The following is a 20,936-nucleotide window of genomic DNA, read 5'->3' on the forward strand; positions in this document are numbered from 1 at the left end:
TAAATGAATTAAATCAGTGGATTAAAAAAGGCCAATCTAAGCAGTTGGCCCTTTCTGTTGGAAGTGATTACTTATTTTTATTGCTGCCTATTACTCATTACTCATAGTCTGAGGCGTAAGTTTCTTCATACGTGTGCGAGTAAAGCTCAAACAGGTTACCGAACGGGTCTTCGAGGTAAACCATTTTGGCTTGTTTGCTGTCATCTTCTGGGTGATAACGCATGATGTCCATTCTTACCTTGCCGCCAAACTGCTCGGTGCGTTCAATCACGCCCTTAAAGTCGTCAGTTTGTAAGCAGAAATGGAAAATGCCGAGTCGGGTAAAATCCACTTCGTGTCGCTCTGCGCGCTCTTTCATTTCAAACAGCTCAACACCAATGCCATCAGATGTCACCAAGTGGGCAATGTTGAAGCCTTTAAAGCCTTCACCAAATACGGCAATACACATTCTGCCAATGGCGGTCTCACGCTCTTCTTCGACTTTGGTGTTTCCCATGACAATGTTGAGGCCAAGCGCTTTGGTGTAAAACGCTACGGCTTTGTCCATGTTGCCAACCATGATACCCACGTGATTCATTTTCATAATGTGCTCTCAATTCGTTTGATTAAGGTGTTTCTTGTTTCGATGGGATGAGTATATGTTGGCTGAGGTGTGGGTAAAAATTATCAATAATTATTAAATCAATAATGAAAATTTATACATGAAGGATGAAAGATGAATAGAACGGAGAAACAGAGAAACAGAGAAACAGAGAAACAGAGAAGGGAGACTGAGAGCGGAGAGGCTCTCAGTATGTGTATGGCGTTTTTCGGTTTGTTACGCGATGGCGCTTTCTAAGATCTCGCGGCTTTTCTCTAGAGTGATGGCCTGATTTTCACCCAGCGCGGTCATGCCGTGTTTGGCAAGCTGTTCCATGACGGCGTTAATGGCCGTTTCTTTGTCTGTGCCGTGCGCGGTGAATTGGGTTTCTAAACCAAGCTGACGATAGAAAGCTTCAATGGCATCAATGGTGCGTTCTGCCAAATCTTCGCTGTCGGTGAGGCCAAATACGTTGCGGCCCATTTGTTCGAGCTTGGCGCGTTTGCATTCGATTTGGTTACGCAGCAACGAAGGCTGAACAATAGTCAGCGAGCGGGCATGGTCGACATTCCATAGCGCGGTGAACTCATGGCCTATCATGTGCGTTGCCCAATCATGCAATACACCGCTACCAATTAAGCCAAACAGTGCTTGGTTGGCACTAAACATCAGGTTTTCACGCCATGCGTCGTTGTCACGATCGTCAAATTGCTCACCCAAGGTTTTCAGTGTGCGTAGCAGAGTTTCTGCGTAGCCATCTTGCACCATGGTGCCGGTAGGGCGTGTGATGTATTGCTCACAGGTGTGAACCCATGCATCTGCAATACCGTTCGCAAGCTGGCGCTCTGGCAGGGTTTTCATCACGTCAGGGTCGAGTACGGCAAATTGCGGGCGCACGCTTGGGTGCATGAAGGGCAGTTTGTCTTGTGTTGCCGCTTTGGTGATGACCGCCGCTGAATTGGACTCAGAGCCTGTTGCTGGCAGTGTCAGAATCGCACCAATCGGCAGGGCACTTTCGATGGTGTGTTTACCGATAAGAATGTCCCAACCGTCGCCATCATATTTTGTTGCGGCTGCCACGTATTTCGAGCCATCAACGACAGACCCACCACCCACGGCCAATATGTAATCCACCTTTTCTTGTTTGGCGATAGCGATGGCTTTGTCCAAGGTTTCTTTGGTTGGGTTTGGCTCTACGCCTGAGAATTCCAGCCAAGTGTGACCGTTAAGGGCATCGCTGACTTGGTCGTAAACACCATTTTTCTTAATCGACCCGCCGCCGTAAATGACCAGCACTTTGCTCTGTGTTGGGATTGCGCTTGTGATAGCCGCAATTTGGCCTTGGCCGAAGAAGATTTGTGTTGGGTTGGAGTAAGTAAATTGCATTTGAACCTCATGCTTTTTGTGGCGTGTCGCCAGATCGTTATCCTGCGAAGATAATAGTCTCGTCCCGCCTTGTTACGATAGAAAATTCCTCGCTATTGTTTGCCTATTTGTATGTGTGTTGCATGAGGAACGCCAAACTCATTGAGCGAGCTAGGGATAATTCGGGAAACGCGAGAATGGCGAATGGTATTTGCAAGTGGCTTTGGTGAGTGGCATTGGCGATAAGGGTGAGATCTACTGTAGATAGAGAAGATAGAGAAGATACAAGGGCTACTTAGTAGCCCATGTATTTATCAATCAAGGTTTCTAGCTGACCCTCGAACAAGGCTTCAAAATCATCCAAGCTCTGATCTAAGCGTTCTAGGTATTTTGCAGCTTGGGAACGACTCATTATTTTTCCCATCACAGTGAACTGGATCTCTGGCAAGCTTTTGTCATTTCTTGGCACGACATTTAGCGTCACGCTGTCACTGTTCAACGCCAGCATGTCTTGCTCAATGTATTGGCAAAAATCGTCAATTTTGCTCGCCCCTTGTGGCCCTAAACAGCCTGGTTCGAGTCGACAAATCACGTTCAATTTCATCTCTTCTGGTAGCAAAGCGGCATTTCCCATGCAAAAAGCTCCTCGACACATTTTAAAAAAGAATAACTCACAATTTGAATATGCGCCTAATTGAGTGTGTTGTCAGGCGGTAGGCGAAGTGATGTTATCCATTGGTATCTCGAGCTTTCTTGCTGGCAGGAAGCGCCGAGCCTGTAGTTTTTGGGGCACGACGGGGAGCGTATGCTTGACGGTATTAATGCTTCGCTCAGTAACTATCAATTGGGGAGAAGTGTGATATCTGTTACACTTCTGGCCTCTCCAGTAAGTCGTGTTGATTACACTGGACTACCTAAGACTAGGATTTTGCTTTGACTAATAATGATATTCTGCGTCGCATTCGTTATGCCTTCGATTTTAAAGATAAAGCAGTGATCGAAATTTTCGCTCTTGCTGAAGTCGTTGTAACGAAAGAACAAGTGATAGCTTGGCTGAAAAAAGATGAAGATGAAGCGTTCGTGCAAATGAACAGCGTTGAACTCTCTTCATTCTTGAATGGTTTGATCAACCTGAAGCGCGGCAAACGTGAAGGCGAGCAGCCTAAACCAGAAGCCCGTTTAAGCAACAACATGGTTTTCCAAAAGCTGCGCATTGCGTTGAATTTAAAAGCTGAAGATATTTTAGACATCTTGGCGCTGGTGAACTTCAACATTAGTAAGCATGAACTGAGTGCGTTTTTCCGCAAGCCGGACAACAAGCATTACCGTGAATGTAAAGACCAGATTCTGCGCAATTTCTTGACGGGTGTTCAGCGTCAGCTGCGTCCAGACGACGTGACCGAATACCAAGAGTAATCGCTTCACCTCGTATGTGCTGAACCACACCTGTTAAACAACATGTGATGATATTCAGCTGAAAACAAAGCCCGACTTGCTCGGGCTTTGTTGTCTCTGGGATTTGGTTTTTCTTGCCGTACTGACCGAGTTAGCCGCCTAGCGCGATGGCTTCTCTTGGTTAGCTTTGGGCTTAAACTGTTTGATGCTGCGTTTCGTATTGCTGCGGCGGTTGGCTTTCTTATCGCGAGGGGCGCGTTTGCGCTCTTTTGATGAAACACCGTCAGAAGGTTTGTCGGTGACAGGGAAACCGTCCAACTCGACAAGTGCCAATGCGCGACCAGTGAGGGTGCGAATCGCGTTCAATGCTTCTTGCTCGCCATGACACACTAGCGACAGCGCTAGGCCGTTTTCGCCAGCGCGTGCGGTGCGCCCGACACGGTGAACATAAACCGGGGCATTGGGTGGCAAGTCGGCGTTGATCACCACGGGTAACGCATCAATGTGAATACCGCGAGAGAGTAAGTCCGTCGACACCAGCACGTTGATATTTCCCGCTTTAAACTCTGCCAGCGTGTTTTCACGCGCGGCCTGATCTTTGTCGCCGTGTAAGGCCGCGACTGAAACACCGGCTTTTGCTAATTTCTTTGCCAGCGCATCGGCGGCGTTGCGTTCACTCACGAACACCAAGACTTGTTGCCAGCCATGCTGTTTCAACAGGGCGATCAGCGCTTGCGCTTTGCTGCCTTTGTTCACCAAATACAGGCACTCTTCAATGTCTTCGACCACGCTGTTTTTTTCATGGGCTTCAATACGCACAGGTTTGAAAAGCAGCGCCAAGGCGGCAGATTCCAATTCAGCAGGTAAGGTGGCAGAGAACAGCAAGGTCTGACGTTTGGCGGGCATAGAGGCAATTAAGCGCTGAACATCCGGCCAAAAGCCCATCTCCAACAAACGGTCGGCTTCATCCAATACCAGCTGGTTTACGCCTTTTAGGCTAACGATGTTCTGATTGAGGAAATCGAGCAGGCGACCAGGAGTGGCGACCAAAAGTTGCGGGGCGTTTTCTAGCTCGGCAATTTGTAATGCAGGCGCTACGCCGCCGCATAACATGACGATGTTAATACCCATTGGCGAAGCGATTTCTTGTAGCGCCGTGCTGACTTGCGCGGCAAGTTCACGAGTTGGTACAAGCACAACACCTTGAATACCGCCGTTGTCTTTCTCCACGCGCTGAAGCAGGGGCAAACCAAACGCGAGCGTTTTGCCGCTGCCCGTTTGTGCCATGGCAAGCAAATCGTTTCCAGCCAACGCGGCGGGGATCGCTTGGGTTTGGATCCGCGTTGGTGAAGAAAGGCGGCTTGGCAGCGCATTGAGCACGGCAGGGGTAAGGTTCAGCGCAGTAAAAGTCATGGGCATTCACGGTTAGAGGTTCAAGGCGCGAAGTCTATCAGCCTGTAAGCAGAAGTCTATCTGCCGGCATGGAGAAATGTTATTAGAAAGCGATTCATGAATTCGGCACGAACGCAGCAATATTGCGGCATTTGGGCGCAGTAGCTTGTTTATTCGATACCTTCTTGTTTGTGTTCGTTGTTCGGTTTGGTGTGTATTGTTGAAAACATAAATTGATTAAAAAAATAGCCCTTGAAAAACGCAGGGAAAGGAGAGATTATCCGCGCCCTTCGTGTTTCTTACTCAGTGTTATCAGCTATGAACTTTACTCAGTTTGATTCGTTACCCCCTCCTCAGATTGCTGAAAGAGCGGCGGAAATTGGTGTTGCTAAGGCAACGAAAGATCCGGCCAAATCTTTCCTTCTGGCTATTTCAGCCGGTATTCATATCGGTATCGCATTTATCTTCTATACCACAGTCACAACGGGTGCAGGCGACTTGCCTTGGGGCATGGTGCGCTTTGTCGGTGGGCTGGCATTTAGTTTGGGTCTTATCCTAGTGATCATTACCGGTGGCGAGCTTTTCACAAGTTCGGTACTCACTTTAGTGGCGCGAGCCAGTGGTAAGATTACCTGGAAAGCCTTATTCAAAAACTGGGCGGTGGTGTACGCCGGAAACCTCGTTGGTGCCGCGTTGTTGGTAGTGTGTATGTTGATTGCTCAACAGTACATGTTCGACAACGGGCAAGTGGGTATTAATGCCATGAAGATTGCAGAGCATAAGCTCCATCATGGCTTCTTCCAAGCAGTTGCGCTCGGCATTATGTGTAATGTGCTGGTGTGTATTGCGGTGTGGATGACCTATAGCGGTCGCACACTAACCGATAAAATCATGGTGATGATTTTGCCTGTCGCGATGTTTGTGTCAGCGGGGTTTGAGCACTGTATCGCTAACATGTTTCAGGTACCCATGGCGATTGGGATTAAATTCTTCGCGCCAGAATCTTTCTGGCAGATGACGGGCACGACAGCGGCACAATTCTCTGACCTGAGTATGATGACCTTCATTGTGAACAACCTTGTGCCTGTCACGTTGGGTAATATTATCGGCGGTGGTTTGTTTGTGGGCATGTGGTATTGGATGATTTACTTGCGCGATTAATGCGCGAAGGCGCTAAACAGATAAAACGGGAAGGTCAATGGCAAATGCCACTGGCCTTTTTTTGTTGCTCGAAGGTCGAGGTCGAAGCGACAAAATTGAAGATAGGAGGTTCTTTAGTTAGTTGAACCGCTATCGTCTTTCTGCATTTGGCACTCTGGCGCTTCTGACCCTTCTGGACAAGTTTCCGTTTTGGTGTCAGTGGCTAACGCCATGCCTGAAAATAAAACCGCCATTGCTAACATCATTGTTTTGAACATATTCATGGGTTGTTCTCCTTTCCTTTAGAGTCTTGGGTTAAAAGTGTTTTGCTGCAGCCAATACACTGTGGTTCAAACTCTTGTTGGTAATGTTAGGGTTCGGTGATGGTTGTGTTAGGCGGAATATGAGTCCAATAAAATAGACATTCGTTGATAAGCTGTTCGAAGTGAAACGCTCTGGTTCAAGGCATAATTTGGAAGCGGTGATCTAAATCAGGGAGGGCAGAGCACGGTGATCGGCATTTGTTTTCAAACAGAAATTTTCAGACAGAGACGATCAAAGTGAGAAGTACATTGCCTCTAAGTCAACGAGGCAATTTAGGGGGGATGTCTGTTAGCGTGGATTGCAGGTTAATCAGGTCTCAATAGAAACATCTTTGATCGGGGTGCTACAGCAGCTGAGAATATAGCCTTCTTCCATTTCCTCGTCGCTGATCCCGCCGTTGTGCTCCATGTTCACTTCACCAGAAAGCAATCGAACCTTGCACGAGCCGCAAATCCCCATACCACAGGCTTTCGGTACGTGAATGCCCAACTTTGCACTGGCAGCATGAATGGTTTCGTTCTCGCTCAAGGTGACAGACATGCCTTCATCGACAAACTCAACGGCAAAGCCATTCGCGGGAAGTTCATCAGCAATTTGTGCTAACTCCGCGGATTCTTCTGCATCTTCGATCGCATCTGCAGGTGTCTCACCAAAGCTCTCTTCATGGTATCGGCTCATGTCATAGCCAAGATCAGTCAGCATGGCGCGAACGGCTCTCATGTACGGCTCAGGGCCACAACAGTAGACTTCCCGTTGCAATACGTCAGAGGCGATGAGCTGTAAGAGTTCTTTGGTTAAAAAACCGCGATAGCCGTACCAGCTTTCGCCGATGTCATACCGTTCACAGATGATGCTGACTTCGAAGTTATCAATGCGCGAGGCAATGAGCTCCAGTTCTTTCAAAAAGATGATGTCTTTGGGGGTTTGGGCGCTGTGAACGAATTTCATGTCTACTGCGCCGTTGGTGTCGTACCACCATCGCGCCATCGACATGACGGGGGTAATGCCAACGCCGCCAGAAAGAAACAAGGCTTTGTCGGTAGGGTGATCAATACAGTTAAAGTTGCCAATAGGCCCATGCACGGCGAGTTCATCATCCACCCGCAAGTTATCATGTAGCCAGTTAGATACTTGGCCGTTTTTGACGCGTTTGACGGTAATGGAAAAGCTGTAAGGCACTGAAGGGGAAGATGACATGGTGTAGCTGCGCATGACTTGCTCAGTACCGATGTTTAGTTCAAGCGTGACAAACTGACCCGGTTTGAAGAAATACAGTATGGGCGTTTGGCTCACAAAGCAGAATGTCTTCACGTCATGGGTTTCTTGAATCACTTTTACACAACGAACAAGGTGGCGCCCATTGACCCACGTTTGTGTGTTTACCGGGTTGAGACTGTTTTCAGCGCCAGCGTCCAGTTCACTCATGCCTTTATCCCTAATCAATTAACACAAATTAATGTCTCTAAGTTATAGGGGATTTTGTTGTGCTTTCCCGTTTGTGAGTTACGCAAACACGACACTGACATACCTGAAACCACACGGGCTACCCTAAGTTTTCTTCTAGCCGCTCGCAGTACCAATTCACGAAATTGATGACGCCAAACTCAAAGGTTTTGGAGTAAGGGCCAGGTTGGTAGGCCACGGAGTTCACGCCGCGCTGGTTATTTTCTGCCAGCGATCTGTCCTGTGCATTGGTGGCTGTCCAGACTTTGGCGAGGTTTTCAGGGTCGTAATCGACACCTTCAACGGCGTCCTTGTGAACCAGCCAGCGTGTAACAACGCGGGTTTCCTGTGGGCTGATGGGGATGATCTGAAATGCGATCAAGTTGTCGCCCATGCCATGGTTCCATGAGTTGGGTAAATGCAGAATACGCAATGCGCCGAGATCTGGTGAGCTAATGCGTCCCATGAGTTTTGTGCTGGCCACTTTGCCGTCTAACGTCATGGAGTGGGTGCCAGCTTTTAAGGGGGTACGAACAAGGCGGTTTCGGTTGTTGTACGCCCCTTTGAAGAGGTAAGGAATATCGAGCGTATCCCATAGCGCTTGTTTCTCGGCAACCAGCGCTTTGAATTCTGGTGTCGAGCGAGGGTCGTTGTTATCGTCCCATTCCAGCAGTGAAGCGAGCAGTTCGGGGTGTGAGCCGTCGCAGTGGTAGCACTCGCGGTTGTTCTCGACCACCAGTTTCCAGTTGGCTTTTTCTATGATTTCACTTTGTACCGCAATTTTGGTGTCTTCCATACCATGCGGTTCAAGGTATAGGTTCATGTCATCAAGAAACTCTTGGATGGGCGGTGGGTTGTCTGCCAAACACACAAAGATATAGCCGCCTGCGGATTCGCAGTGCACTGGGTGAAGCGAAAACTGTTGTTTATCAAAATCGTCGCCCATATCGGATCCGGCATAAACCAGTGTCCCATCCAGATCGTAAGCCCATTGGTGATACGAGCAAACCAGCTTGGGGGATTTCCCGCGTTGCGTGAGGCAAAGCTTAGAACCACGATGGCGGCACACGTTATGAAAGGCGGTGATTTCATTGTTGTTGTCGCGAAGAATGACGATGGGATTGTCGCCCAGCTCTAAGGTGATGAAGCTGCCTTTTTTGGGTAATTCACAGGTCATGCCTGCAAAAATCCACTCTTTGCCAAAAATCTCTTCCATGTCGATGCGGAACAGTTCAGGACTGGTATAGAAGGGCTGTTCTAGTGTGTAGTCGGGAATGCGCCGCTCAAGCATGGTTTTCACCATCTCTCTGTTGATTGGCATGGTGTCGATGTTCTTCACAGGCAGATGACTCATGGCCCTTTCCTTACTTCCAACCGTATCAAAACGTTCAGCCGTCTCAAACTGCGGTCGACCTTCTTTGGTCAAACCATAGTGAGGGGGATATTCTTCAGATAATGCCGTGATTCCAATAGGGGTATTTATGTAATTACGACGTGATTCGCGCCGTTTTACGACGGAGAAGCAGAAAAAATCAGGCAAAAATGCAAGGTATGTTCAGGGTGGCAACAAGATGAACAGCTCAGAAAAACTGTGAGCGTTATTCATAAATTAAAGATGGTTGGGGCGGGTATAGTAAATAATGAAATAAGTTTCAGTGAGTGTTTTCTAGATATAAATATTTCAGTCAATAATGTCGCATTTATACAATCTCTGTCTTCAAATACCTCGATTTGTACTTTGATAATTTCCTTGTTAAGCGAATGGGATCAAGATCAATGTTAATCAATTGTTATATTTTAATCTCTCATCTAGGCTGTTCGAAACCAATAAAAAAGGATGGTTTGAAATGAAGAGATTCATCGCAATGCTCTCACTCGCTGCTGCAACGTTTTCCGTTTCTACTTTTGCCGCGATTGGCCAGCATCCCGTCGTTCTTGTGCATGGGCTGCAACCCGCACAATTACAGGCAAGACCAGATGCGACAGAGGTTCGTGCTGATGGAGAAGTCTATTGGCAGGAGTACTGGCTCACCCATGCTGATGTGCGGATCGATTGGCCTTCCCATGAAAGGATTGCGGGTAAAATTGCCAGTGATTATGCGTGGCCGAAATTAAAACAACTGGCACAAAGTAATACCTGTGTGAACGGTTGTATTTTTGTTACACATTCAACGGGAGATCTCGTCACCCGTTATATTTTAGATAATCAAGAAAACTGGCTTTTAAACGGAGGTTTAACACCATTAAATATTATTTCCACGTTTGATTTCGCAGGCGCGGGTGGTGGTTCAGAGCTTGCAGATTTGGCGGTAAATATTGCCGAAGGTGGGGGTGTTTTAAACGCCTCGCTGAGATTGGCTATCTCACTTTGGCTTGGGGACATACCCAATAGCAGCAATGTCGGTGTGTTGAATGATCTGAAAGTATCGAATGCTCGCCAGATCGCACCGTTTCCTGATGGGCGTGTGCCAAGAGTCCGTTTTGTCGGCGATGATTCTGAGTACTTTGGTTTAACGTCGCCTTTCTTACCCGGTCATGATGATGGTGTTGTGTCGTCGCATTCAACCTGTGGTGCAAGCCGCGCGGGCAGCTTTGGCAGTTGTTCTACGTCGGTGGCGTTTGATGGCAAGGTGGCATATCAATCTAATGGCGTTTCTAGCTTTATGCCGCGCCATTACCCGATGTTAATGGGGAGCGGTTATGGTCACGGTGAGTTAATTGGCGATCGCCATCAAGGAAAAGTGACGACAGCACGCAAAAGTGCGGTATTAGCTAACGGTCAGTCGATTTCTGTCGCTACGCAGGATAAATGGTCGTGGTGGAAATGGGCGACGTATCGTCATGTGAATGGCTCCGACGATCACACCATGTCAGAACTGGTTGCTGATTTGCTTTGACCACGTGCTGACTTAGCTTTAAAGCATGAGTACAACGAAGATACAGCTTGAAAAGGGGAGTCTGACTCCCCTTATTTGTATGAACAAGGATTGTCGATGAAGCGGTTGTGGATGGTGGTTGCGCTAGTTAGTGTTGGGTTAGGCGTTTTTTGGTTTGCAGGTACGCAAGATAACGCCCCTCAAAGCATGGATTTGCTGCCAGCAAACAGTGAAGAAAAGCGCTCAACCATGGTGTTGGCTACGACGGGAATCGCCAATGTTAAGCGCGATGTTTCGCCTAGGGTTGAGACAGCACCTACCGAAGAGAAAGTGGTGGTGTCGGAAGCCATGTCAGCGCAGTTTTCCCGCATTGCTCAAACATTTGAAAGTGAGTTGAATTACCCGCCGTATTCTCAGCCCATTGTGGATTTAGCGAGCCCTTATCTTACGCCTAACCATTTTGCGGTGGTTGAAATGCCCGTTCTAGACGGTAAACACTCTGCGGCGCTGGTGGTCGATAAATATCGCTATTTTTTCCCTGAACCCATCGCGTTTAGGGTGAAAAGTGGCCTGCCTGTCACGGGCATGAAGTTTGACTTGATTGATATCGATACACGCGAAGTGGTGGCCTCCGGTAACAGTGAGAACGCACAAGGGAAACTAACAGCAAAAGAGAATTGGCCTGCCAATGTGCGCCTTCGCGTTAAGGTGCAGTTTACTGGTGGTGGGGATGTATTAACGGCCGATGTGAATTATCAAAACCCAGTGGCTTACCTACTCGGTGCGCAACCCGCGTATGTGCAAGGGGCTGACTGGACGATCCCGCTGGATATTGATGCTAAAAAAGCCGGCTTATATCGCGTGCGCGCCAATCTTTACAGAGTCGATGGTACGCCTGTCGCGGTGCTAACCAGTAAGCAAAGGTTAGCCGAAGGGGAGAGTGTGATGGATGTGAAAGCCCATCAATCCGTATTTGGTGGTGAAAGTGGTGAGTACCAGCTTCGTGACATTCAAGTGGAGCGTATGTCTGGTTCTCCGGGAGAAAAAACGCGCTATGGTGTGTCGAATGTCTCGGTGATTGAGTTGGGTCCATTCAATGCCAATAGCCTGTCAGAAGAGTCTTATCAGCCATCGGAGCAAGAGCGCCAGCAGCTTCTTTTCTTGAAAAGTTTATCGGGGGAAGTCTAACAATCTCGCCTCGCCAAGCATCTTGATGCCATTTGCAGATAGTTGCTTGAAACAACCATTTGAGCCACTAAAGCTCAAACCTCGCTACTTTTGTGTGATCCATTGCATCTGTCCGCAAATCTTTCCAGTCTATTTGGTCGTTACATCGTTTGTTTCATGGCGATTTCATTTTAAGAGTGATATATATCGCGCTCTTTTTATTTTGCCCATTTTTTTTGACCAATAAATCTGTAACTAGCTGCTCTATTACATGTTCTCAATGTTGAGGGATGATTGATAAGTTAGACAGCTTGCTGGTCATTTCGCTGGGTACATCTGCTATTTTGAAGGTTTGCCGAATCAATGAAGTTCGATAAACAGGGCGTAGTGTATTACCTCGTTTTGCTTTGTGTGCCGTTGTTTTTTTCTGTGGCGTTTGGCTTGTATTTGTCCAAATTGGCGATAGACCAAAATGCCGAGGAATTTGGGTCCTTCTATCTGCAAGCCGTAGAGCGCAAAGCCACGTTGCTGTCCACTCAGGTCAGCATGGCGTTGAGTGAGCCCGAAAATTGTTTAGTGATCAAAGACAGGATGGCGCTTTTGCCCAATGTTGAGCATTACATCACGGTCAAAGATGGAGAAATACTCTGTCAATCTAATCCGTTTTTTGACTGGGTTGATCTGGCACTGCTTGAGAAAAAGATCGAGCCAGGTATACACAGCTACGGGAAAATTAATGCGGACAAAAGCAGTGACAAAGTGCTTATCGTTTCGACCCAAAAAACGCAAAACGGTCGAGGGTTTGTAGTACTGACCAAGTACGCATTTCATGAGCACTTAAATTTGGCGTCTTCTGCGCGCTATTCCAAACTAACCATTTGGATCGGTAGTGCGATTTTGGTTGGCAAACGCTACGCCGATGAGGTCATTGAAAATTCGGTAAGCTCCGACAAATACCACATCAGAATTGGTGTATCAGCATCGGATAGTAATGTGAACAAGACGATGGCTATGTTTGTACTATCGAGCGTGCCGATTGCGTTGTTGCTTTCCCTATTGGCGCATCTGCTGATCCGTTTTTTTACGCCTCGTTTTTCGCTCGCAGAAGAAATTAGACGGGGCATGGAGCGAAAAGAGTTCCATCTGCAGTATCAGCCCATTTATGGCAAAGATAATCGATTGCACGGTTTTGAGGCGTTGGCGCGTTGGCAGCACCCAACAATGGGGAGCGTCAGTCCTGAAATATTTATTCCTGAAATCGAAAATCAGCAACTGAGTATGCCGTTTACGCGTTATGTATTTAAAACTGTCGTCGAAGACATGGCATCGCTTAACTTTAATCAGCGTTATCACTTAGGCGTTAACGTGCCGCCGGAGTTCATGTGCAGTGATGACCTTGAAGACACGTTGAAAGCAACGTTAAAAGAATTCGATCGTGTGAATCTGTCGTTAACGTTAGAAGTGACTGAGCGACAATTACTTGATGAAAAAGCGATCTTACAGATTGATGCTGTGCGTGATTTAGGTGTTCGCGTGGCGATTGATGATTTCGGTGTGGGGCATACTTCGCTGTCTATGTTGCAACGGCTTAAGTTTGATTACCTCAAAATCGACAAATGCTTTGTTGATACAGTGGGGGTGGACTCCATTAATGCGCCAGTGCTGGAATCGATCATCGAACTGGCTCATCGTTTAAACATCGACATTGTCGCTGAAGGGGTAGAAAACGAAGAACAAGCGACGTTTTTGGCTGACCGGGGCTGCGAATATCAACAAGGCTATTTCCACGATAAGCCCATGTCGATTGAGGCAGTGAGAAACCGCCATTTGATGCACTAAGTCGCTTGATGATGGTGTATGAGGCGCCAACGATTGTCACTTTTCCGGCTAAATAGGTAAAGAGGCCTTTTTAGAGTGATGGAATGTGCTACTGAACTTCATGTTATTCGCAAATATAAACTATTCTTTTTTAATGATATTAACAGTCAGAGAGAGAGCAGCGTTTGGAGGCGATTAAGCAGACTGAATCAATTTGCATGAAGCGCCACTGGCGAGCGGGGTTGATCGGGACCGAAATGTTCTGGGCAGATCTGCTTGTAGACGAACGATTTTCTGATGAATCTGGCAGTCTTAGTCAGTATGTGGTTGATTACCGAGTGAATTTAAAAAGCCACATGAGCCATACGCTTTCTCAGCCCAGAGTCTTTTTACTTGGGCTTAGAGAGAAGGTTCGCTTTAATTATTTTAGACATCCAAGTTATAACTTCTTCACCAAGAAGATGAAATTCTATTTGCTGGTGGGGGCTGAATCGAAGCAGATTTCGATTACCGTTAAACTGGCTGATTTTTTCTTCAAAGATTTGCCTAAGCCGAAAGTCATCCTTGAACCTCATTTTGTGACCTTGCTTAAAAGCGAGTCTGAAAACGTCACACTGTCAGTCCACGATTTTCTTTCCACTGTGGGGGCAAACCTTGGCTTCTGCTGTGATGTGGTTGCGACGGGATCTTGCCCGTCACCGTATTGGGGGGAGGAGATCGAAGAGGTCGAAGCGTTAGTTGCGTTCACCGCAGAGGCAAAGCAACACATCACCAAAGGGAAAGATTTGGTGGTGTATCTGAATGAGTATCAGCTTGACGCTGACTATGTCGCGGGCGTGAATCTTGTGTCGGATCTTTCTCTCGATAATATCGCCAATGTTGATCGGGGGGGCGCGGAAACTGAAGTACGAGATGATAAAACGGATAACGCTATAGAAGAGGTCGCTGGGGATGTGACACCGACAATCGAACTGAACCAATCTCAGTTATTGATGCTTGCTCGCTGTTTTACGTTGTACTTTTTTGGCTCAGATAAGCAAAAAGCGGTCTCGATAAAAAATGCAGACAACAACCTTTCTCGGTTCATGCAGCGCGCATCGATGACTCGCATATGGGTCGACCATGGCTATGAGTCTGACGGCGAGTATTTGCGTTTGGGATCAGAGGAAGTGACACACTCACCAAACCATGTGTTTTCAATTACGCAAGAGGATGGTGAGTTATCGGTTGATCGTTCTAATCGCTGACAATTAACACAGCGAATAGCCGTTAGACGAACTGCGGCTGATATTCCTGCAATGCTTTTTCCAACATCGCCACACCTCGAGGCAGGTTAGCCTCTCCATCCAACCCTTGAATTGTCGAACCTAACGCGTGAATCGTGCGGAAAATATTGTGCACGCGACACTGTTCGCCCATTTGTCCGATACGGACAATATCTAACCCAAATGAACCTGAGATTTCGACTTTAAAATCGTTCGAAATGCGTGCAAGAATTGTTTTTTGATCAATCCCCTTCGGAACATGAATACCCACTACAGAGTTCAAGCGTGATGCTTTGTCGGCATACAACGACAGTCCTAATCCTTCAATGCCTGCTTGCAGTGCTAATGAGCAGCGTAAATGACGGTCGAAACGGCCTGGCAAGGTTTCTTCACAGACCAGACGCAGTGCTTCATGAATCGCCATGATGCCGGAAACCGGCGCTGTGTAGTGATAAGAACTTTGATACCAGAATTTGTCCGCCAGTTTAGCGTCCAAACACCAATGGCGCAGCGTGTCTTGGCGCGAGGTTATTTTGTCCCACGCGTGCTCAGAAAATGCCACTAGGGATACGCCTGGAATACAGCTTAGCCCTTTTTGCCCACCCGTAATGACAGCATCGACACCCCATTCATCCATATAAAGCGGCATGGTGCTTAGGGTGCAAACGGCATCCACAATGACCAAACAACCTGCCGCTTTCGCCGCGCGGCAAATATCCGGCAGCGCACCGTTGCACACAGTGTTTGATGTTTCACCTTGCACAATGGTGAGCACTTTGGGTGAGTATTTGGCGATAGCTTGTTCAACCAATAAGGGATCAGCCGCTTTGCCTTCTTCAATGACAAAACGCGTGACATTGCCTTCTACACGTTCAGACATTTCCGATAAACGGGTACTGAAAAATCCATTACACACAGACAAGACGTTATCACCTGGTGCAACCAAGTTGGCAACCGCCATTTCCATCGCGGCAGAGCCGGGGCCTGCCACGCCCAAAATGTGTGAAGACTCGGTTTGGAATACGTAGCGCGACATGGCTTTGACCTGCTCGATAATGCGAGACATGGTTTCACCAAGGTGGTTGATCACGATGCCATTGGCGGCGGCCACTTTGGCAGGAATTGGCACTGGGCCCGCACCCATCATTAAAAGAGGTTCGTCTGGCAAGATGCTGTCTAATGATTCTACGATTGGGGCGGAAATGCGCACGCAATAACTCCTGTAAGGTGGTGACGTCCAATGTCTTTCTGTTCAGGCATCTTAAAACAGCGGTGTTGTGATTACCACGCGAAGCATGCCTTAAAGTGGGGAAAGATCGGCCTGCTGCATTGAAATGGATAAAACGGGCAACAATCGAGATACCCATAAAAAATGCAGGTCTCGATTCACTTTTCGTGACGGTCTATGCGGGCAGACGTTACCACGTAGGCGTCCAATGTTCGTTCTTAATCACGTTCGGGTGTTATGGGATTGGTTGCATTCTCTTTGATAGAACACGTGTCAAAAGAGGGGGGAGATTACACTTAGCTAAATAAACCAATACGCGGTTGAAAAGCGGTGGGAGGCCAGATGTTTGAGCTTTGGTTGGATGTGGCATTAGGTGCGTTTTGGGGCTTGTGGCTCGTCATGTACCTGGATAGGTTTTACAACAAACAAGTGGCCGCTATTTATCTTTGCGTGTTTGTTTTTGTGCAAAAGAGCTTCAAAGCGAATCGTGCACTGGCCTCTTTCATTAACCTTTTACTGCTTTGCCTTTTCCTCATGATTGCGTCTGCGCTGATTGGCGGAGTGGTGCAGCACTGGGGATTGTTCGTTTTGGGTTGGTGTTTGGGGGGCGGCGTTTACTCTGTTTGTTTTTCTTTGCCTAAGCCGGAAGTCCGCCGTAGAGCTTGATGCAGCGAAGTCATTTCTCAATTTTCATCCCTCTGGGTACATAAGTCGTCCAAATGGCAATGAAAGTTGGCAATTTATGGCTTTTCACCTTGACCGAGACTAGCTTTTGCACGATAACGCAAGTAGATGATATTACCTTGATATAGCGCTGATATGGATACTGATTTACTACGCACCTTTTTGGAAGTCAATAAGACCCGTCATTTTGGTAAAGCCGCGACAAACTTGTATTTGACGCAGTCTGCGGTGAGTTTTCGCATCCGTCAGCTTGAAATCAAACTCGGCACCCCCGTTTTTACCCGTAAACGTGGTGATTTGCGTTTAACTGCCGCTGGTGAGCGTTTTGTGCCGTATGCGGAGAATATCCTCCAAACATGGGGGCGTGCCCGCCAAGACGTGGCGCTAACTGATTCATATCAGCAACAATTGACCGTAGGGGCAACGTCGCTGATCTGGGAGTTGGAAAGCAGCAGTGATTGGCTTGAGCATGTGCAAACGGTGCAACCTGAGTGGGCACTGCGCACTGAATCGTTAAACCGCCAGCAAATTTCTAATGCGTTGTTGGAAAAACTGGTGGATGTGGTGCTGACCAGTGAGCCGCCAAAATTGGCTGATCTGCAACAATTCCGCTTGACCAGTTTTGAGTTAGTGTTGGTGTCGAGCGAACCGGATCAGGACATGGAAAGCATCGCGGAATTACCGCTGGTGTATTTAGATTGGGGAACACGTTTTGGTGTTGAACACAGCCGTATTCCTTCGCTACAGCGCACTCCTGTTCTGCATAGCCATGGTTGTCAGCCTGCTCTGAAGTTTCTGCTCAGTCGTGGAGGGGTGGGTTTTCTTCCTTTATCTGTGGCTCAATATTGGATTGAAGCGGGTGAATTACATTTGGTGAAAGACAGCCCCTCAACGGCGAGCGAGCTATTTATGGTGTGGTTGTCGAGCAATGACAAGAATGCTGATATCGAAGAGCTTGTCACGGCCTTATCTGCGAATTGATCCGCACTCATTTTCAAACCTTGCGTATGTTAAATAAAGTCATATAGATATGTACGCAAGGCTTTCCCGATTTTCCTCAAACACTTCCTTTCTGGCGATTGCCTCATCTACTTTTTGTCTTTAGAACTGGGCGATGTAATGTTCTTTAATCTTTCTACTGGCTGTGCTAATAACGAGCTATTTGTGGTCGTTCTTCCATCTACACCAGGTTTGTTTTCATGTTTTTTTGACACTTCCGGCGGCTATTTGACGCGTGTTATTAATAGTGAAATTAAGTGTTGCGAAATACGAATTTGAGGTGGAGTTTTAGTGAGTTAAATCACATAATGCCGCGGATTTTGATACCTCGGCACACGAAAAACTTCAGGTTTAAACGACATATGTCACTTAACAATATTTCTATTCGATACCAAATTCTGATCCCCATTTGTATTCTGGTTCTCAGCGTTTTCTCGGTTCTCATTTTCGCCAAAAGCGAAATGGAATCTTCCATGCACATGACCAGCAATACGGCGCGTCAAGCGGCAGCAGACAAAGATGATGTATCCAGACTTGCAGACATTGCCTGGGGCATGCGTGTAGAAGCGATCTATGGCATCTACGATCAAGCAAGAACGAAGGAAATGGCGAGCAATGTTTCGCGACTAGGTCAAGACGCGCTCGATATTACTCGTAACATGGCGCAAACAGCGGTATTACGTGAATTGGCGCAGCAAGTCGAAAAAAGCATTGGCGATTATGTTCGCTATACCAGTGCCACCGCGGCACCGACGATTGGGGCATTTTTCGAGAACAGTGTCGATAACTCACGTTATAACGCCATGGTGAACGAATACCGTTACATGGGCACCGACATGATGAACGCGATTGCTGAACTCTCCGCTTTCATTAATCCGTTAGTCGAACGCGACTTACAGTTGGCTGATCAAAATACGGAGCAGGCGATCATGACGACGGGCGGTATGCTCGCGGCGTCAATACTGATTGCGATGATGATCGGTTGGTGGTTATCAGGTGTGATTGTTAGACCACTTGCTGTTTTGCAAGATGTGATGCGTAGATTGGCCGCGGGGGATTTGAACGCAAGAGCCAGTGATGAAGGTTCAAATGAGCTCGCACGTCTTGGCCAAGATTCCAATAAAACCATTGATCAACTACGTCATACCGTGACAACCCTTTTTAGCATCAGCGATCAAGTCGCAGCAGCATCAACACAGTTGGCGACAGTCATGACGCAATCAACGGCGAATGCACAGCAAGAACAAGCCGAAATTGAACAAGTTGCCTCTGCGGTAACAGAGCTTTCAAGCACGGCTGACAATGTGTCTGACAATGCCGTGAATGCTGATCATGCGGCGCGTCAAACGGATGAGCTAGCGTCACAAGGTTTGGCGATCTTCGAACAAAGCGCGCAAGCTGCGGTGCAAATGGCTGAATCGATAGAAAATACGGCGACCATGGTGTCTACTTTGCGTGAGCAATCAAACCGTATCAGCCTTGTTGTTGAAGTGATCCGTGGTATTTCAGAGCAAACTAACTTGCTGGCACTGAACGCGGCAATTGAAGCGGCGCGTGCTGGTCATTCAGGGCGCGGTTTTGCGGTGGTTGCAGATGAAGTGCGTATGCTTGCGGCGCGAACGGAAGAGTCGACTAAAGAAATCCAAAAAATCATTGAAGGGTTACAAGGTCAGGCTTCTAAAGCAGGCGATAGCATGGGCATGTGTATGGATGTACTCGGACGCACCCAGGAACTTAGCCTACAAGCGAATGATGCATTGAATGGCATTACGCAGTCGGTAGCGCAGATCACGGATATGAACACATTGGTCGCGACAGCGGCAGAGCAACAGTCAGCCGTGACGCAGGACATCAACCGTAATATCACTAACGTGTCGACCCTTATTACGCAGAATGTTACTGGTATCAGTCAAAGTGCGCAGGCGAGCCATGAGCTGTCTCAATTGGCTGAAAACCAAAAACAAGAACTGGCATTCTTCCGTCTGTAACGACGCAATGACTCGCGAGTAAAGTGCTCAAGAATAGCCGTCCTACAAGGGCGGCTTTTTTATGCAACGGCTTTTTTGATGAGTTCAATGACGGTTTGGTAGCGCTGAGGTAAATTCCGGTAACGCTTTTGGGCTAGATAAACGGGCTGATAAACAGGATGAGTTAAAGGAAGGCAAGAAAGTTTGCTGCTCTCAGTAAAGCTGTCAATCACACCTTCTGGCAATACAGTAAAACCTAGTCCTTGTGATACTGGCAATAATATCTGTGCCAGTTGATTCACGTAGCCTCGGTCACGAAATCCGTCTAGCCCGCGATAGTGCTTGGGGTAGTTTTTGGAAAGCACCAGATCGGCATAATGGCTCGCATCGGGATGCTGAATATAGCCGAGTCGGCAAAGGGCGTCGTAATCTTGCGCGTCGACTTTGCTTTGTGATGGCACGACCAAACATAGCGATTCTTTACCTACCAGTGTTTCTTCAATCGAGGGGTGGGCGATGGGTTGTGTGCTGATGCCAATATCGATCGAATTATCCATGAGCAATGCGTGAATGCGGGAGGCGGGTGCGGCTTCGAGATGAACGGATAATTCAGGGTGCTGCTGCTGATGGGCGAGTAAAAGCGGGTAGAGTTTCATCGCCATTGCGCCAGAGCAAGCAATGCGAATGGGCCCTTGATTGGGGCTGTCTTCTTTTAGCTGGGCAAGAAAGGTCTCTTTGAGCTGTTTTTGTGACGCAATGTACTCCGTGAGCATTATCCCTGCTTGGCTTAGTTCAAACTGTTTTCCTTCGCGATAGATCAGCGTTTCCCCGAGCGCATCTTCCAGCTTTTTAATGTGCTGACTGACGCCGGGCTGAGTCATAAACAGGCATTCGGCTGTTTTGGTAAAGCTCTGGGTTGTGGCCAACATATCAAATGTGGTTAGCCATTTTGGGTTCAGCATGATTTTTCATAAATTATGATTATTAATATGATGATAATCGATAATATCCCCTCGTCAAACTGTCGCGAGATAATCGTCTCAGGTGACTTTTTGTTAACGATTTTTTGGGGAGAAACGCAAGAAATTACGCCTTATATACCGATTTCATCATTCCCTCCCAAGCTGTGCTGAACAATAAATAAACGAATAAATAGCCACATTGTTCTTTTTCTGTGATTGCAATGTTGCTGTCATTATTTAAATGTGTGATCTGTCGCATGTTTGACGATTTATCCCGTATTGGGGACGTATCTCAAATTGTAGATCCGCTGTTAATCTCTTTGCGCTTTGT

Annotated in this window: 18 protein-coding genes; 9 read left to right on the plus strand and 9 right to left on the minus strand. The window is 47.4% G+C overall.

What is annotated here, in order from left to right; genetic code table 11:
- Positions 1 to 97: 97 nt before the first annotated feature.
- The 3 genes from AC3CIC_RS04310 to AC3CIC_RS04320 all read right to left on the minus strand — a co-directional run bounded on the left by AC3CIC_RS04310 (position 98) and on the right by AC3CIC_RS04320 (position 2,579).
- A complete protein-coding gene (locus AC3CIC_RS04310) occupies positions 98 to 583 on the minus strand; it encodes a VOC family protein (protein WP_488515433.1) in 486 nt (161 codons plus the stop codon).
- A 234-nt stretch (positions 584 to 817) separates the two neighbouring features.
- Positions 818 to 1,966 (minus strand): iron-containing alcohol dehydrogenase, encoded by a 1,149-nt coding sequence (locus AC3CIC_RS04315; RefSeq protein WP_488515434.1) that lies wholly within the window; start codon positions 1,964 to 1,966, stop codon positions 818 to 820.
- 274 nt (positions 1,967 to 2,240) lie between these two features.
- Complete coding sequence (locus AC3CIC_RS04320) at positions 2,241 to 2,579, minus strand: hypothetical protein (protein ID WP_488515435.1); 339 nt, start codon at positions 2,577 to 2,579, stop codon at positions 2,241 to 2,243.
- Between the two features lie 299 nt (positions 2,580 to 2,878).
- Here AC3CIC_RS04320 and AC3CIC_RS04325 point away from each other — a divergent pair, with 299 nt between their 5' ends.
- Positions 2,879 to 3,361, plus strand: coding sequence for a YehS family protein (locus AC3CIC_RS04325; protein WP_016958451.1), 483 nt, complete (start codon positions 2,879 to 2,881; stop codon positions 3,359 to 3,361).
- Between the two features lie 138 nt (positions 3,362 to 3,499).
- Here AC3CIC_RS04325 and AC3CIC_RS04330 read toward each other — a convergent pair whose 3' ends face one another.
- A complete protein-coding gene (locus AC3CIC_RS04330; RefSeq protein WP_488515436.1) occupies positions 3,500 to 4,753 on the minus strand; it encodes a DEAD/DEAH box helicase in 1,254 nt (417 codons plus the stop codon).
- 297 nt (positions 4,754 to 5,050) lie between these two features.
- On the opposite strand from AC3CIC_RS04330, the gene focA reads away from it, so the two are divergent.
- Positions 5,051 to 5,893, plus strand: a complete 843-nt coding sequence (gene focA, locus AC3CIC_RS04335) for a formate transporter FocA (RefSeq protein WP_026024043.1) — start codon at positions 5,051 to 5,053, stop codon at positions 5,891 to 5,893.
- Between the two features lie 113 nt (positions 5,894 to 6,006).
- Here the strand turns inward: focA and AC3CIC_RS04340 are convergent, their stop codons facing one another.
- The 3 genes from AC3CIC_RS04340 to AC3CIC_RS04350 all read right to left on the minus strand — a co-directional run bounded on the left by AC3CIC_RS04340 (position 6,007) and on the right by AC3CIC_RS04350 (position 8,993).
- Entirely contained in the window at positions 6,007 to 6,156 is a 150-nt protein-coding gene (locus tag AC3CIC_RS04340) for a hypothetical protein (protein WP_016958448.1), read from the minus strand.
- Positions 6,157 to 6,505: 349 nt separating this feature from the next.
- Positions 6,506 to 7,621, minus strand: a complete 1,116-nt coding sequence (locus tag AC3CIC_RS04345) for an FAD-binding oxidoreductase (RefSeq protein ID WP_488515437.1) — start codon at positions 7,619 to 7,621, stop codon at positions 6,506 to 6,508.
- A gap of 118 nt (positions 7,622 to 7,739) precedes the next feature.
- Positions 7,740 to 8,993 carry an aromatic ring-hydroxylating oxygenase subunit alpha gene (locus AC3CIC_RS04350; RefSeq protein ID WP_394212660.1) on the minus strand — a complete coding sequence of 418 codons (1,254 nt, stop codon included), beginning with the start codon at positions 8,991 to 8,993 and terminating at the stop codon, positions 7,740 to 7,742.
- Between the two features lie 493 nt (positions 8,994 to 9,486).
- Between AC3CIC_RS04350 and AC3CIC_RS04355 the strand changes: the two genes are divergently transcribed.
- The 4 genes from AC3CIC_RS04355 (at position 9,487) to AC3CIC_RS04370 (ending at position 14,747) form a co-directional block, all read left to right on the plus strand.
- Positions 9,487 to 10,536, plus strand: a complete 1,050-nt coding sequence (locus tag AC3CIC_RS04355) for a hypothetical protein (RefSeq protein ID WP_488515438.1) — start codon at positions 9,487 to 9,489, stop codon at positions 10,534 to 10,536.
- 96 nt (positions 10,537 to 10,632) lie between these two features.
- Positions 10,633 to 11,703: a hypothetical protein gene (locus AC3CIC_RS04360; protein WP_488515439.1), complete on the plus strand. Its 1,071-nt coding sequence runs from the start codon at positions 10,633 to 10,635 to the stop codon at positions 11,701 to 11,703.
- 342 nt (positions 11,704 to 12,045) lie between these two features.
- Positions 12,046 to 13,521 (plus strand): EAL domain-containing protein, encoded by a 1,476-nt coding sequence (locus AC3CIC_RS04365; RefSeq protein ID WP_488515440.1) that lies wholly within the window; start codon positions 12,046 to 12,048, stop codon positions 13,519 to 13,521.
- A 236-nt stretch (positions 13,522 to 13,757) separates the two neighbouring features.
- On the plus strand, positions 13,758 to 14,747 hold the full coding sequence (locus tag AC3CIC_RS04370; RefSeq protein WP_488515441.1) for a hypothetical protein: 990 nt from the start codon (positions 13,758 to 13,760) through the stop codon (positions 14,745 to 14,747).
- 22 nt (positions 14,748 to 14,769) lie between these two features.
- On the opposite strand, the gene AC3CIC_RS04375 is transcribed toward AC3CIC_RS04370, so the two are convergent.
- The gene (locus AC3CIC_RS04375; RefSeq protein ID WP_488515442.1) at positions 14,770 to 15,975 is read right to left on the minus strand and encodes a pyridoxal-phosphate-dependent aminotransferase family protein; all 1,206 of its coding nucleotides are present in this window, start codon (positions 15,973 to 15,975) and stop codon (positions 14,770 to 14,772) included.
- A 360-nt stretch (positions 15,976 to 16,335) separates the two neighbouring features.
- Here AC3CIC_RS04375 and AC3CIC_RS04380 point away from each other — a divergent pair, with 360 nt between their 5' ends.
- The 3 genes from AC3CIC_RS04380 (at position 16,336) to AC3CIC_RS04390 (ending at position 19,664) form a co-directional block, all read left to right on the plus strand.
- A complete protein-coding gene (locus tag AC3CIC_RS04380; RefSeq protein ID WP_488515443.1) occupies positions 16,336 to 16,659 on the plus strand; it encodes a hypothetical protein in 324 nt (107 codons plus the stop codon).
- A gap of 153 nt (positions 16,660 to 16,812) precedes the next feature.
- A complete protein-coding gene (locus tag AC3CIC_RS04385; RefSeq protein WP_488515444.1) occupies positions 16,813 to 17,658 on the plus strand; it encodes a LysR family transcriptional regulator in 846 nt (281 codons plus the stop codon).
- Between the two features lie 380 nt (positions 17,659 to 18,038).
- Positions 18,039 to 19,664 (plus strand): methyl-accepting chemotaxis protein, encoded by a 1,626-nt coding sequence (locus tag AC3CIC_RS04390; protein ID WP_488515445.1) that lies wholly within the window; start codon positions 18,039 to 18,041, stop codon positions 19,662 to 19,664.
- A 59-nt stretch (positions 19,665 to 19,723) separates the two neighbouring features.
- On the opposite strand, the gene AC3CIC_RS04395 is transcribed toward AC3CIC_RS04390, so the two are convergent.
- Entirely contained in the window at positions 19,724 to 20,605 is an 882-nt protein-coding gene (locus AC3CIC_RS04395; protein WP_488515446.1) for a LysR family transcriptional regulator, read from the minus strand.
- Positions 20,606 to 20,936: the final 331 nt, after the last annotated feature.

This window comes from Enterovibrio sp. QJM3NY_24, assembly GCF_057786035.1.